Consider the following 13797-nt stretch of genomic DNA (forward strand, 5'->3'; position numbering starts at 1 on the left):
GACGTGGGGACCGTTACGCTCGGCGTTTCGATCGCGGTCCCGGAGCCCTACGGCAGCCTGCTCCAGGAGCGGCGCGCGAGCTTCGGGGATCCTGCCGCGTACGGCATTCCCACCCACGTCACGCTTCTCCCGCCGACCGAGGCCGCGGCGGCCGACCTGCCAGCGATCGAGGCGCATCTCGCCCAGATCGCGACGGGCGGCCGCCCCTTCCCGATGCGGCTGTCCGGCACGGGGACCTTCCGTCCCCTCTCGCCGGTCGTCTTCGTCCAGGTCGTCGAAGGGGTCTCGGCCTGCACGTGGCTGCAGAAGCGGGTGCGGGACGCCTCCGGGCCGCTGGTGCGTGAGCTCCAGTTCCCGTACCACCCGCATGTCACCGTGGCGCACGACATCCCCGAGCAGGCGATGGACCGGGCGTACGAGGAGCTCTCCGACTACGAGGCCGCCTGGACCTGCGGTTCCTTCGCGCTGTACGAGCAGGGCCCGGACAGCGTCTGGCGCAAGATCAACGAGTTCCCGTTCCGTGCCGGGGACGACGCGCCCGCCGTGCCCGCGCAGGGCGGCTCCTCCGTGGACGAGCCCTCTCTGCAGCCCTGAGAGCCTGTCGGGTGACCTCTGATCGGGCGGCCACGCCCTGGCACGCACTCCCCCAAGGCCTTAAGAGGAGCTCACAAAATGGGCGCCCGGCTCGCGACGCCTGGCACGCACGCTCGCTGCGTTGCCGAAACGCCCTAGTAGCTCCGCTACAAGGACCTTCCAGCGCCTTGCGATCGCACGCACCAGACGCCGCGAGCTGATCGGACTCCCATTTTGTGAGCTCCTCTAAGGGCCAGGGGGGACCCCCTTCCGCGTTGCCGAAACGCCCTGGTAGCTCCTTCCCCAAGCTCTCAAGGAGCAGGGGAGACCCCATCCGAGGACCTTCCGGCGCCTTGGAATCGCACGCACCAGACCGCGTCCGCTTTCCGATCGAAGGTCATCCGACAGGCTCTGAGCAGGCCCCTTCCACTCCTTGAGCGCCCCTCGCTTTTTCGCGAGCCCCCACGCCCGCCCGCTCAGACCGGCAGCCGCCGGAACAGCGGGCGCGGCACATGCCGCAGTGCCGACATCACCACCCGCAGCGACCCCGGCGCCCACACCGTCTCCGAACGCCGCCGCAGCCCCGTCACGATTGCTGCCGCGACCTCGTCGGGGGTCGTGACGAGAGACGACGCCTCCAGCGGGGCGGCGGCGAACCGTGCCGCGGTGAGCCGCAGCGTCGCGGGGCGGACCGCCGTTCTCGGCCGGACGACTCCGGGACGTACGACCATCACATGCACCCCCGTGCCCCGCAGCGCGTCCCCCAGGCCCTGCGTGAACGCGTCCAGGCCCGCCTTGCTGGAGCCGTAGATGAAGTCGGCCCGGCGGACCCGTTCGCCGGCCACCGAGGACAGCACCACCAGCGATCCGTGCCCCTGCGCCTGGAGCGCGCCCGCGCACACCAGGCCGGCGGAGACGGCCCCCGTGTAGTTGGTCTGCGCGACCCGGACCGCGAAGAGCGGCTCCTCCTCGTCACGCTCCTGGTCGCCCGCGATACCGAAGGCGAGGAGCACCATGTCGATGTCGCCCTCGGCGAAGATCTTGCCGAGCGTGGTCTCGTGGGACGCGGAGTCGAGGGCGTCGAAATCGACCGTACGGACGTCGGCGCCCCGGGCGCGCAGTTCGGCGGCGGCCGAGTCGAGGGCGGGGGAGGGGCGGCCGGCCAGCCAGACCGTACGGGTCCGGCGGGCGATCAGCCGGCGTGCGGTGGCGAGCGCGATCCGGGACGTGCCACCGAGGACGAGCAGGGACTGCGGGGCACCGAAGGCGTCCTTCACGGGAACACTCCTTGCAGACGAGGGGAACGGGAGAGCGGAAGACGGCGGAAGGCCGCAGTGGCCACAGCGGCCGTAGCGGTCGCGCCCGTCACGCTGATCACGGCGCAGGCGCCGCCGTCACAGGGCCAAGCGGCGGGACAGGTCCGAGCGGAAGGCCCCGTTCGGGTCCAGCTCGGCGCGCAGCGACCGGAATTCGGCCAGCCGCGGATACATCGCCGCCAGCATCTCCGGCCGCAGCCGGGAGTCCTTCGCCAGGCAGACCCGGCCCCCCGCCCGCGCCACCTCCTCGTCCAACGAGTCCAGGAACCCGGCCAGGCCCGGCAGCGCGGCGGGCAGATCGAGCGCGAGCGCCCAGCCGGGAATCGGGAACGACAGCCAGCCCGGGTCCCCCGCGCCGAACCGCTTGAGGACGGCGAGGGACGACGGGCAGCGCCGCTGCGAGATCCGGCGCACGATCCGGCGCAGCGCCTCCTCCTGGCCGTGTCCGACGACGAACTGGTACCGCACGAATCCACCGCGGCCGTGGATCCGGTTCCAGTGCGGCAGGCCGTCCAGGGGGTGGAAGAACGTGGACAGTCTCTGGAGTTCGCCGATGCGGTACGTGGGGGCGCTGCGGTACCGGAACTCGTTGAAGAGGGCGACGGACGTGCGGCCGAGCAGCCTTTCCGGTACGAGGGCGGGTGCCGCCGGCAACCGTCCGGGGCGGAACGCGAGCGGTGCGCGCCGGGCTCGCGCCGGGAGCGCGTACCGTGGTACGTGCTCCCCTCGGGTGAGTACGGAGCGCCCGGTCGCCCGGCCGCGGGCGAGCAGATCGACCCAGGCGGCCGAGTAGCGGTAGCGGTGGTCCCCGGCGGAGAGCCTGGCCAGCAGGTCGTCCAGGTCCACGGCTCGTTCGGTGTCGACCGACATCCATGAGCTGGTCACGCGGTGGAGCCGCAGCGTGGCCGAGAGGATCACGCCCGTCAGGCCCAGCCCGCCCGTGGTCGCGTCGAAGAGGTCGGTGCCGGGCCGGACCGTACGGATCTCGCCGTCGGCGGTCAGCAGCTCCAGCTCCTGGACGTGCCGCGAGAAGGAGCCGGAGAAGTGATGGTTGCGGCCGTGGACGTCGGTGCCGATCGCGCCGCCCACGGTGACCTGGCGGGTGGTCGGCGAGACGGGGACGAACCAGCCGAGCGGCAGCAGGACTTCCATCAGCCGGTGCAGGCTGACCCCGGCGTCGCAGACCGCCAGGCCGGCCCCGGCGTCGATGGTGCGGATCCGGTTCAGCGCGGTCATGTCGAGGACGGAGCCGCCCGCGTTCTGCGCGGCGTCGCCGTGGGCCCGGCCGAGGCCCCGGGCGATGGAGCCGCGGGGCCCGCAGCCGCGTACCGTCGCCGCCGCTTCCTCGTAGGTACGGGGGCGAAAGCGCAGGGCGGTTGTCGGAGCGGTACGGCCCCAGCCGGTCAGGGACACGGTGTCGACAGACATGACGGTGACCGTATCGCCCGAGAAAACCCTTTCGAGGGATTTGTTACAACACTCACCGGTATGGATGATTGAAGAAGTGTCAGCCCGCACGGCAGTCAAGGGGTTTCCGGTTTTCCGTGCCCGGGAGGGTTGCGAGCTGCTGCCGGTTTGCTGCACTGAAGTGAGTTGTGGTGAGCGGGAGTGAGTCCTGGCGGTGGGTTCGCGGGGTGGGAACGGAGGTTCTGGGGCCGAATGGGTGACCTTGGCGGTGGTTGCTCGTTGGGCTGGGTGGCAGGTGTCCGGCGTTGTGGGAGGGGGTGGTGTGGTGGGTGGTTTGCGGGAGTTGGCGGCGCCGTTCGTGGTGCCGGGGCCTTGCGGGGTGGCGGTCCGGGACCGTCTGAAGCACCTCACGCCCCAGGACGAGAACGTGCTCCGCGCGGTCGGTGAGTATCAGGGTCGTCTGGCTTCGCGTGATCTCAAGGCTCGCTGTGCGGATGGTCTGGAGCACGGCGCGGACACCTGGGCGTCGCGCAAGCGGGACCTGACCGCACTGTCGTCGTCACGGATCGCGGGTGCGATCACCAAGGCCACGCACGACCAGTGGGCACTGGCCCGCCGCTGCCAGGCCGCACACATCCAGACACTGGAAGCTGGGATCAGGACGCTGCGGCAGCGCCTGTCCCTTCCGATCGGGGAACCCGGGACGAAGCGGGCCCCGGGCGGCTACCGCTCCCGGAGTGAGTGGTTCCAGAAGTCCCGGCGCCTGGCTGCGCTGGAGGCGCGGCATGCGGCCGTTGTCGCCGACCGGCAAACCGGACGCGTTCATGTGGTGCGGGGCGGCAAACGTCTCCTCAACACCCGCCACCACCTCACCCAAGCCCAGCTCAACGAAGAGCAGTGGCGGGAGCGCTGGGAGGCGGAACGCTGGTTCATCGCCGCGGACGGTGAGTCGGGCAAGAGGTTCGGGAACGAGACCATCCGCGTCACCCCGGACGGCGAAGTGTCCATCAAGCTGCCCGCCCCGCTCGCCCACCTGGCCAACACCAAACACGGCCGCTACACACTCACCGCCACCGTGGCGTTCGCGCACCGGGGCGTGGAGTGGGCCGACCGCGTCACCGCGAACCGGGCGGTCGCCTACCGCATCCACCTCGACACCGAGCGCGGCCGCTGGTACCTCACCGCGTCCTGGCAACGCCCCATTGTGCAGACCATCTCGCTGGAGGCCGCCCGGGCCCGGGGCATGATCGGTGTCGATACCAACGCCGACCACTTCGCCGCCTACCACCTCGACCCGCACGGTAACCCCGTCGGCGACCCGCACCGCTTCCCCTACGACCTGTCCGACACCACCGCTCACCGCGACGCACAGATCCGCCACGCACTGACCCGGTTGCTGCACTGGGCCAAGCAGACTGGTGTCGCCGCGATCGGCATCGAGGACCTCGACTTCACCACCGAGAAGACCCGCGAGAAACACGGCCGCAGGAAACAATTCAGGCAGCTGATCTCCGGCATCCCGACCGGCAGACTCAAGGCCCGGCTGGTCTCCATGGCCGCCGAACAGGGCCTGAGCATTATCGCGGTCGACCCCGCCTACACCTCCCTGTGGGGTGCCCAGCACTGGCAGAAACCGCTGGCCACCCCCAAACGAAAGATGTCCCGTCACGATGCCGCCGGTATCGCGATCGGACGACGCGCCCTCGGGCACCTGGTCCGGCGTCGGACGGCACCGCCCCCACACGACCGGAGTGATCGTGCGGGGCATCGGACCGCCCAGGCCGAACGAGGTGACCGGGGGCGTGAGGGAACCCGCCTGCCCGCAACGGACCGGCCCCCTGGAGGGCCGTCGCCGCGCGGGAAGCGAAAGCGGGAACCCAGTGCATCCAACACCGTTCGGGATGCGCCCAGTACGCAACAGTGGGTCCAGGACTCACTCATGCACACTGGTTAGGAACGGTAGTCGTACGTCATGGACTGGCTGAAAAACCTCCCTGTCATCGGGCCGATCGTCTCCCGGCTGATGGCGACGCACGCCTGGCGCTCGTACGAGACGCTCGAACGGGTCCACTGGGCCAGGCTCGCCGCCGCGATCACCTTCATCAGCTTCCTGGCGATCTTCCCGCTGATCGCGGTCGGCGCGGCGATCGGTGCCGCGTTGCTCTCCACCGAGCAGCTCCACAGGATCGAGAACGAGCTCACCGAGCAGGTGCCGGGCATCTCCGAGCAGCTCGGCGTCAGCGACCTGGTGGCCCACGTGGGCACGGTCGGAGGGGTCGCCGGTGCGCTGCTGCTCCTCACCGGCGTCGGCTGGATCGGCGCGATGCGGGGCTGTCTGCGCGCCGTGTGGGGCATGGACGACATGGACCAGGGCAATCCCGTCATCCGTAAGCTCAAGGACGTCGGGCTGCTGCTCGGTCTCGGCGGGGCGGCGCTCGCGACGCTCGCCGTCTCCTCGGCCGGGTCCGTCGCCGTCGGCCGGACCGCCGACCTGCTGGATATCTCGAACCACGGCGCGGGCGGTGTGGTGCTGCAGGTGGCCGCCCTGGTCGTGGCGGCCCTCGCCGACTTCCTGCTGCTGCTGTATCTGCTGACGCTGTTGCCCGGCGTCGAGCCCCCGCGGCGCAGGCTGCTGGTCGCCGGGGTGATCGGCGCGATCGGCTTCGAGGCGCTCAAGCTGCTGCTCGGCGGCTACATGAAGGGCGTCGCGGCGAAGAGCATGTACGGCGCCTTCGGCGTGCCGGTCGCACTGCAGCTGTGGATCAACCTCACCGCGAAGCTGCTGCTGTTCTGCGCCGCCTGGACGGCGACGCGGAGCAGCGAGGACGGCGGGAAGGGCGCGGCGGCCGTCAGCGACGAGGGAGGCGACGCACCAGGTCCGGCAGCGGCCAGCGCCGGTTGACCAGGAACGCCGCGCCGGTCAGCAGCACCAGGACGCCTCCGGTGATACCCAGCGCGATCCAGATGCCGCCGCCCCCGCCGGTCGAGGCGGCGGCATCGGTGGCGGGCGAGGAGCCGTTGCTGCCACCGCTCTTCCCGTTCGCCGCCGACTCCTTCCCCGTCCCGGTCCCGGTGTCCGTTCCGGTACTGGCGGACCTCGGCGGCACCAGTTCCCCCACCGGGGTCACCTTGCCGCTCGCGTCGAAGCCCCAGTCGAGGAGGTCGGCGGCCTCCTTGTAGACGCTGTGCGGCTCTTTGGACGAGGGGTTCATGACGGTGACGAGCAGCACCCTGCCGTCGCGTTCGGCGACGCCCGTGAAGGTGTTGCCCGCGTGGGTGGTGTAGCCGTTCTTGACACCCGCGATGCCCTTGTACGGGTCGACGCCGTCCGCACCGGTGAGCAGCCGGTTGGTGTTCTGGATCCCGAAGCTCTGACGCTTCCCGTTCTTCTTCTCCGCGCCGGGGAACTGCGCCTGGGCCGTCGAGCAGTACTCCCGGAAGTCCGCCTTCTGCAGGCCGCTGCGGGCGAACAGCGTCAGGTCGTACGCGCTGGAGACCTGGTCGGGCGCGTCGTACCCGTCGGGCGACACCACCGTCGTGTCGAGCGCCTGCAACTCCTCCGCGTGTGCCTGCATGGCGGCGACGGTCTTCGGGACGCCGCCGTACATCGCGGACAGCACGTGCACCGCGTCATTGCCCGAACGCAGGAACACCCCGAGCCACAGGTCGTGGACCGTGTAGCCGAGGTGCTCCTTGACGCCGACCAGGCTGCTGCCCTCGCCGAGATTCGCGAGGTCCTTGTCCCGCACCGTGTACGTCCGGGTCTTCGGCTGCAGCGCGGGCATCACGGTGTCCGCGAAGAGCATCTTCAGGGTGGAGGCGGGAGGCAGCCGCCAGTGCGGGTTGTGCGAGGCGAGCACCTGGCCGTTCTCCGCGTCCGCGACGATCCAGGACCTGCCCGTGAGCTTCTCGGGCAGTACCGGGGCGCCGGGCCCCAGCTTCACCTGCGTACCGGTCCGGCCCAGCAGTTCGCCACCGACCCGGGACATGTCGGCGGGCGGCTTCGGCTGGTTGTCGGAGGTGTCCTTGTCGACCGCCGACGCCGGGCTGACGACAAAAGTGGACAACAAGGCGGCAGAGGTGATCGTCAGAGCGATCTTTTTCAGAGCGAGCACGGTCGGAAACGTACAGGGCGAAGATGTGGATGGGGATATGGATGGGCTGACCCGCCGTGCGAGCCGCCGGGACAGCCCACCCCGGGCGAGGCCGCGGGAGCGCGGGCGGGATACTGGAACCATGAAGCTCAGCCGCCCGGTCTCCTGGTTCCTGCTCGCGTTCGGGGTGTGGAGCTGGTTCATCTGGGTCACTTTCGTCAAGAACCTGTGGAAGGACGGCAGCGGACTCGCCTTCGACGACGCGGGTGACCCGACTGCGTACTTCTGGGTGCATCTGCTGCTCGCCATCACGTCCTTTCTCCTGGGGACGGCCATCGGTGTGATCGGGTTCCGTGGCGTCAGGGCTCTGCGCCGAGAAAGTGCCTGACAGGCCGCACGACAGGCCGCACGACGGGCGGAGGAGTCGCACATGGCAGTGGCCGGTCTCGCGCTGACGGCGGTCGTGGTGCTCGCGCTGCTCGTCGGCGTGCACCGATATCTGTGGCGCCGCTTCGTCGGCGACACGACGGCCGAGGGCAGCGCCCTGCGCGGAGCCGGCACGGTGGCCGCGTACCTCCTGCCGCTGCTGAGCGTCGGCGCCCTGGTCTCCGGCCGTACGGGCGCGCCCTTCTGGCTCCAGCGGGTGCTGGCCTGGCCGGGCTATCTGTGGCTGGCCGCGCTGCTGTACCTGACGCTGGCTCTGCTGGTGGGTGAGGTGGTGCGGCCGATTCTGCGCCGGGTTCTCGCGAAGCGCGCAAATGAGCCATATGGGACGAATTACCCTTCCGTGGTGGAAGTGCCCGAATCGGCCGCTGTGCCTGCGGCCGTCGGCAGTGACACCTCCGCCGCCCCCGCCACCGACACCCTCGTCGCCGTCACATCCGCCCCGGACCACCGCCCCGCCGCACCCACACGCCGGCTGTTCGTCGCGCGGGCCGTCGGGGGCGCAGCCGCCGTCGCCGGGCTCGGCACGGTCGGCTACGGCACGTACGGTGTACTGCGCGGGCCGCGGGTCAAACGGATCACCGTGCCGCTCGCCAAGCTGCCCCGCTCCGCGCACGGCTTCCGGATCGCCGTCGTCAGCGACATCCATCTCGGCCCGATCCTCGGCAGCGCCCACACCCGGCGGATCGTCGACACGATCAACAGGACCCAGCCGGACCTGGTCGCCGTCGTGGGAGATCTCGTCGACGGAACCGTCGCCGACCTCGGCCCGGCCGCGGAGCCGCTCGCGCGATTGAGCGCCCGCCACGGCAGCTTCTTCGTCACCGGTAATCACGAGTATTACTCCGGTGCCGCCCAATGGGTTGATCACGTAAGGGAATTGGGACTTCATCCCTTGGAGAATGCCCGGGTCGAGATCGGCGGATTCGATCTCGCGGGCGTCAATGACGTCGCCGGGGAGAGCGAGGGGCAGGGGCCCGACTTCGACCGCGCGCTCGGTGACCGGGACCGTGCCCGCGCCGCCGTCCTCCTCGCCCACCAGCCCGTCGTCATCGACGACGCCGTCGCCCACGGCGTCGACCTCCAGCTCTCCGGCCACACCCACGGAGGCCAGCTCTGGCCGGGCAACTTGGTTGCCGAGCTGGCCAATCCCACGGTCGCCGGGCTCGACCGATACGGCGACACCCAGCTCTACGTCTCGCGCGGCGCGGGTGCCTGGGGCCCACCGGTACGGGTCGGCGCACCCTCCGACATCACCGTCGTGGAGCTCGCCTCCCGGCAGGCCTGACGCTCCGTCGATGACTGGTTGCGGATCCTGTGGATGGACTCAAGGTTTCAAGTGCCGAACAAAAGGCTATGAGTCCCTGATTTGCTCTTCCAGATGTGAAAATCGTGTGATTGGGTGAGCGCGAACATGCGGTGATCTGCGTATCTGAGCGCAACGCCGAGGTGGGGCTGGTAAGGGAGAGCACGGCAATGCGGTCGATCCGAATACGGATTCTCGCGATTCTCGCGGTTTTGGTCATCGCAGGCGTCGGCGCCTGGCAGCTGCTTCCCTCGGGCGAGGTGAACAAGGACCCGATCGCGGTCGGTACGACGGACGAAGTCACCTCGCTCGACCCGGCGGGTGCGTACGACGTCGGTTCCTGGGCGATGTACAGCAACGTCTACCAGTCCCTCCTGACGTTCAAGTCCGGGGCGACCGTCCCCGAGCTCGACGCCGCCGAGAGCTGTGGGTTCATCGGCCAGAAGCTCCAGACGTACCAGTGCAAGCTGCGTGACGACCTGTCCTTCTCCAACGGCCGCAAGGTCACTGCCGCCGATGTCAAGTACTCCATCGAGCGCATGATCAGGATCAAGGAGGATGTCGGTCCGTGGGTGCTGTTCCCGAGCCTCAAGAACGTGGTGACCGAGGGCCGGACCATCACCTTCAACCTGTCCAAGCGTGACGCGACCTTTCCGCAGAAGCTCGCCACGGGGGCCGGTTCGATCGTCGACCGCGAGTCGTACCCGGCGGACAAGCTCCGGTCCGGGAGCAGCGTCGACGGCTCGGGACCGTACATCCTGAAGTCGTACCGGCCCGGCGCCCTCGCCGAGTTCGTCCCCAACCCCCTGTACAAGGGCGCGCTGAAGAAGACCGGCGTTCCGGTCACCGTGCACTACTTCAAGGAGTCGGACGCGCTCCTGGCGGCCTGGAAGTCCGGACAGCTCGATGTGACGCACCGTCAGCTGCCGCCGGCCACACTCGCCGAGCTGAACCCCGGCGAGCCCGACCTGCGCGTCACCGAGGCGGACAGTGCCGAGATCCGCAACCTCGTCTTCAACGTCCGCGCCGGCTCCCCGTTCGCCGACAAGAAGGTCCGGCAGGCCATCGCCTCGGTCATCGACCGCGGACCGCTGGTGACCGACATCTACAAGGGCACGGTCGAACCGCTCTATTCGCTGATCCCGCAGGGCTACATCGGGCACAGCACACCGTTCTTCGACGCCTACCCCGCGCCCGATCTCGCGCGCGCCAAGAAGCTGATGCAGGAGGCCGGCGTCCAGACCCCGCTGCACTTCACCTTCGGCTACCGCGGCGGCGACGAGACGTACGCGAAGGAGACCGCGGAGCTGCGCCGCCAGCTGGAGGCGACCGGACTGTTCAAGGTCTCGGCCAAGCCCGTCGACTGGAAGCAGTTCCAGAAGGATTACGCGGCCGGCAAGTACGACGCGTACACCGTCGGCTGGCTCCCCGACTACCCGGACCCCGACACCTTCAGTCAGCCGCTGGTCGGCCACGACAGCAGCCTCCACAACGGCTACTCCAGCAAGAAGATCGACGCCCTGATCGGCGCCACGCTGCAGTACAGCGACCGCGGCCGTACCTCGGCGGACTACAAGGAGCTCCAGGCGCTCGTCGGCGAGGACGTGCCGCTGGTGCCGTTGTGGCAGAAGAAGGACTACGTCGTCAGCACGACCGATGTCTCCGGTTCGCAGTACCTCTCGGACGGCACCGGCCTCTGGCGCCTGTGGGAGCTGGATCGGATCTGACGGCCCGCCGGGCCGGACCCGGCGCCTCTCAGGCCGGGCGCTTCGCGGCGCCGGGCAGGAACTCCTCGAGCACCTCGTGAATCTGCCGCACCAGCGGTCGCAGCACCCGGTACCGGGAGAGTGCGATGGCGCGGGCACCGATCGGGGCGGCGCGCTCGACCAGGCGGCGGCTGCGTTCGGTGTGCTCGGTCCGGTCGTACACCCAGTACAGCACCAGGCCCATCTGTATCAGCCACATCAACTGCGGCAACAGCTCGGCCAGTTCGGGGTCGGTCTTGGTGTCGGAGCCGGCCAGGCACCGCCGGTGGATGGAGATCGCCGCCTCGCGGGCCGCGACCGATTCCGCCGAGAACGGGCTGAGCGGGCTCTCCGGGTCGGCGGCGTTCTTGAAGAACTGGGCGGCGAAGCGGTGGTACGGCTCCGCCACGTCCAGCCAGGTGAGCAGGACCCCGCGCATCCGCACCGCGAGGTCCTTGTCGCCGTCCAGGACCGGCTGCACCGCCGCTTCGTGTTCGGCGGCGAGCCGGTCGTAGAAGCCCTGGACGAGGTGTTCCTTGTTCGTGAAGTAGTAGTAGGCGTTCCCGACGGAGACGCCGGCCTCCTGGGCGATCGCCCGCATCGTCGTCTTGTCGTAGCCGCGTTCCTGGAAGAGCCGGAGCGCGGTTTCGAGGATGAGTGTGCGGGTCTGCTCGCTCTTGGGAGCCTTGACTTCCTTCACGTCCTTCGCTTCCTTCACCACAGCCCCGAGGGTATCCGCCCCGGTCAGTGCTCGGTTCCGGGGACCGTGCAGGCGCCGTCCCCGTCACCGCACGGCGCCGCGGTCAGCGAGCGGTACTTCGCGGCGGCGAGCACGGTCGCCCGGGCGAACGGACGGCCCGCCGGGGTGGTCAGCCAGTGGGACCTGGGCCGGTGTTCGGCCAGCGCCCAGAGGCAGACGATCCACGCGTCGGTCCCGCGGTAGATCTGCCCCCCGTCGCCGACCAATGTGATCTCCTCCAGCGTCCCGGCGTGGTCGAGCCCGGGGAAGCGGCGGCGCGCCTCCTCGGAGGCGGCCGGGACGAGGTCGAGCGGGACGAGCTGACGCTGCTTCAGCAGCCACTGGCGCAGGTGGGCGCAGAGCGAGCACTGTGCGTCGTACAGCACCGTGAGCCGTTCGACGGACAGCCGCTGCCCGCCGGTTCCGGTCGCCATGGCGGGCTCAGGCCTTGGCGGCGGGTGCGGCCCACGGACCGTTGCCCGGCCCCGTCCAGCCCTGCGGCGGCACGGGCGGGGTCTGCTCACGCTCCATCACACCGCGGCGGCGGATCTTGTTGAGCACGTAGACGTTGCCGAGGTGCAGCACGCCGAGGACGAGCAGGACCACGCCGAGCTTCACCGAGAGCGCCTCGAAGAGCCCGCGGGCGTCGGTGACACCGTCGTCGTTCCTCAGGTAGAGGGTGACGAAGCCCAGGTTGATCAGGTAGAAGCCGACCACCAGCAGGTGGTTGACGGCATCGGCGAGCTTTTCGTTCCCGTGCAGCACATCGGCGAGGAACACCCTGCCGTTGCGGCTGAGCGTGCGCGCGACCCAGATGGTGAGCGCCACGCTGATCAGTAGGTAGATGACGTACGCGACAACAGTGAGGTCCATGCCCCACCCTCCCTTGAACGCGTTCAAAAGCTGTTGTCGTGGACTGTAGACCCGTCTTTGAACATGTTCAAGTCCGTACCTCGGTGGCCCGCTCCGTCTGCTTGCCGGGTGCGCCGAAGTGCCATGCGCCGGGTGCCGCCGCCGTTGCCGGGCAGGCCGCGCCGACCGCCACGGCGGCTACGACCAGGGGGACTTCGGTGCCCCGGGCCGAGGCCGCGAGCGGGGCCGGGGCGTAGCCGCGGCGATGGTCACGACGACGGGCGCGTGGGCGGCGAGGAGGCCGGACCGGCCCGGGCCGGCAGTGAGGATCAGGGCTCGGCGAGGACCGGGCCGCCGGGCCGGGTCGCGCTGTTCACCACCGCCATCAGCGAGTTGGCGAGAACGCGCGCTGCTCGACGACATGCTGCGCCGCATCATGGTGGTCGCCGAGGACCGGGGCGGCGCTGGGTGGAGCCGAGGCGCCGGGTGGAACCGAGGCGCCGGGAGCTCAGCCGGTTTCGCGCCCTTCACCGGTCTTGTCCTCCGGGTTCCTGACCACGTAATCGGCCAGCTCCGCCCGGAGTTCGTCCGAATCCATCGCCCGTACGCGGCCGAGCGCCTCGTCCCACCGCTCGGCCGCCCGCTCCACCGAGGACCGGAAGCCGCGCCGCAGCGGCACGCCCCCGAGCAGCATCGCGAACGCGGCGACCGGCCGGAGCAGCCACCGGCCTTGCACGGTCAGCGTGACATCGACGTACCACCGGCCGTCCTCCGCCGGCCGCGGCCCAAGACGCAGCCGCGCGACGCCCAACCGGTGCTTCAGCCGCACCACCGCCGGAGCGCGCGCCACCGCGGGCGCCCCCGGCGCGAGCGCGGCAGCCGCCCACCAGGCGGCCAGATCGAGCGTCGCCCTCCCCGACACGCGGCGCAGTGAACCCGACCCTTCCGGGCCCCGCAACAGCCCCTCGATCTCCAGCGACTCGGGGCGCTCGGGGGTGCGCAGCCGCACGTCCAGCTGCACGCTCAGCTCCGGTGACCGCACCAGTTGCTCCACGGCGAGCGCACCGGTGCGCCGCCACTCCCGTACCACCGTCGCCTCCAGCCCCTCGGTGTCGGTGCCGAGGGGCTCGTAACGGGCACCCGGCGCAAGATGGCGGCCCTTGACCAGGCTCAGGCCGTGCAGGGCCCGCCCGTCCGGCAGCACGATGTCCTGGCCCCGGGCCCGGGTGGACTCGACGAGATCGCAGACCAGCCCGGCGTACGCGTGGAGCAGGTCGCGGTCCAGCGCGACGACCGTGACGGTGTGCTGGAGGCGGGACAT

General features: G+C 70.2%; 13 protein-coding genes. 6 read left to right on the plus strand and 7 right to left on the minus strand.

Features of this window, described 5'->3' with window-relative positions:
• Window positions 1–3 precede the first annotated feature (3 nt).
• Complete coding sequence (locus ACZ7L9_RS11745) at window positions 4–594, plus strand: 2'-5' RNA ligase family protein (RefSeq protein WP_471414516.1); 591 nt, start codon at window positions 4–6, stop codon at window positions 592–594.
• Window positions 595–1049: 455 nt separating this feature from the next.
• Here ACZ7L9_RS11745 and ACZ7L9_RS11750 read toward each other — a convergent pair whose 3' ends face one another.
• Both ACZ7L9_RS11750 and ACZ7L9_RS11755 read right to left on the minus strand, forming a co-directional pair.
• Window positions 1050–1850, minus strand: coding sequence for a decaprenylphospho-beta-D-erythro-pentofuranosid-2-ulose 2-reductase (locus ACZ7L9_RS11750; RefSeq protein ID WP_471414518.1), 801 nt, complete (start codon window positions 1848–1850; stop codon window positions 1050–1052).
• A gap of 117 nt (window positions 1851–1967) precedes the next feature.
• Window positions 1968–3317: an FAD-binding protein gene (locus ACZ7L9_RS11755; RefSeq protein ID WP_471414520.1), complete on the minus strand. Its 1350-nt coding sequence runs from the start codon at window positions 3315–3317 to the stop codon at window positions 1968–1970.
• A gap of 304 nt (window positions 3318–3621) precedes the next feature.
• On the opposite strand from ACZ7L9_RS11755, the gene ACZ7L9_RS11760 reads away from it, so the two are divergent.
• Both ACZ7L9_RS11760 and ACZ7L9_RS11765 read left to right on the plus strand, forming a co-directional pair.
• Window positions 3622–5250 carry an IS200/IS605 family accessory protein TnpB-related protein gene (locus ACZ7L9_RS11760; RefSeq protein ID WP_471414686.1) on the plus strand — a complete coding sequence of 543 codons (1629 nt, stop codon included), beginning with the start codon at window positions 3622–3624 and terminating at the stop codon, window positions 5248–5250.
• A gap of 18 nt (window positions 5251–5268) precedes the next feature.
• Window positions 5269–6198, plus strand: a complete 930-nt coding sequence (locus ACZ7L9_RS11765) for a YihY/virulence factor BrkB family protein (protein ID WP_471414522.1) — start codon at window positions 5269–5271, stop codon at window positions 6196–6198.
• Here the strand turns inward: ACZ7L9_RS11765 and ACZ7L9_RS11770 are convergent.
• Window positions 6146–7534: a D-alanyl-D-alanine carboxypeptidase family protein gene (locus tag ACZ7L9_RS11770; RefSeq protein WP_471414524.1), complete on the minus strand. Its 1389-nt coding sequence runs from the start codon at window positions 7532–7534 to the stop codon at window positions 6146–6148. The genes ACZ7L9_RS11765 and ACZ7L9_RS11770 overlap by 53 nt on opposite strands.
• Between ACZ7L9_RS11770 and ACZ7L9_RS11775 the strand changes: the two genes are divergently transcribed.
• The 3 genes from ACZ7L9_RS11775 (at window position 7533) to ACZ7L9_RS11785 (ending at window position 10867) form a co-directional block, all read left to right on the plus strand.
• Window positions 7533–7778 carry an SCO4848 family membrane protein gene (locus ACZ7L9_RS11775; RefSeq protein ID WP_471414525.1) on the plus strand — a complete coding sequence of 82 codons (246 nt, stop codon included), beginning with the start codon at window positions 7533–7535 and terminating at the stop codon, window positions 7776–7778. The two genes, ACZ7L9_RS11770 and ACZ7L9_RS11775, sit on opposite strands and share 2 nt — an antisense overlap.
• Before the next feature lie 42 nt (window positions 7779–7820).
• Entirely contained in the window at window positions 7821–9122 is a 1302-nt protein-coding gene (locus tag ACZ7L9_RS11780) for a metallophosphoesterase (protein WP_471414526.1), read from the plus strand.
• Window positions 9123–9310: 188 nt separating this feature from the next.
• Entirely contained in the window at window positions 9311–10867 is a 1557-nt protein-coding gene (locus ACZ7L9_RS11785; protein WP_471414528.1) for an ABC transporter substrate-binding protein, read from the plus strand.
• Between the two features lie 28 nt (window positions 10868–10895).
• Here the strand turns inward: ACZ7L9_RS11785 and ACZ7L9_RS11790 are convergent, their stop codons facing one another.
• The 4 genes from ACZ7L9_RS11790 to ACZ7L9_RS11805 form a co-directional block, all read right to left on the minus strand.
• Entirely contained in the window at window positions 10896–11606 is a 711-nt protein-coding gene (locus ACZ7L9_RS11790; protein WP_471414529.1) for a TetR/AcrR family transcriptional regulator, read from the minus strand.
• A 23-nt stretch (window positions 11607–11629) separates the two neighbouring features.
• Window positions 11630–12058, minus strand: coding sequence for a thiol-disulfide oxidoreductase DCC family protein (locus ACZ7L9_RS11795; RefSeq protein ID WP_471414531.1), 429 nt, complete (start codon window positions 12056–12058; stop codon window positions 11630–11632).
• A 7-nt stretch (window positions 12059–12065) separates the two neighbouring features.
• Complete coding sequence (locus ACZ7L9_RS11800) at window positions 12066–12497, minus strand: hypothetical protein (protein WP_471414532.1); 432 nt, start codon at window positions 12495–12497, stop codon at window positions 12066–12068.
• Window positions 12498–12984: 487 nt separating this feature from the next.
• Complete coding sequence (locus ACZ7L9_RS11805; protein WP_471414534.1) at window positions 12985–13797, minus strand: hypothetical protein; 813 nt, start codon at window positions 13795–13797, stop codon at window positions 12985–12987.

The sequence above is a fragment of the Streptomyces sp. NPDC111516 genome (genome assembly GCF_055635345.1).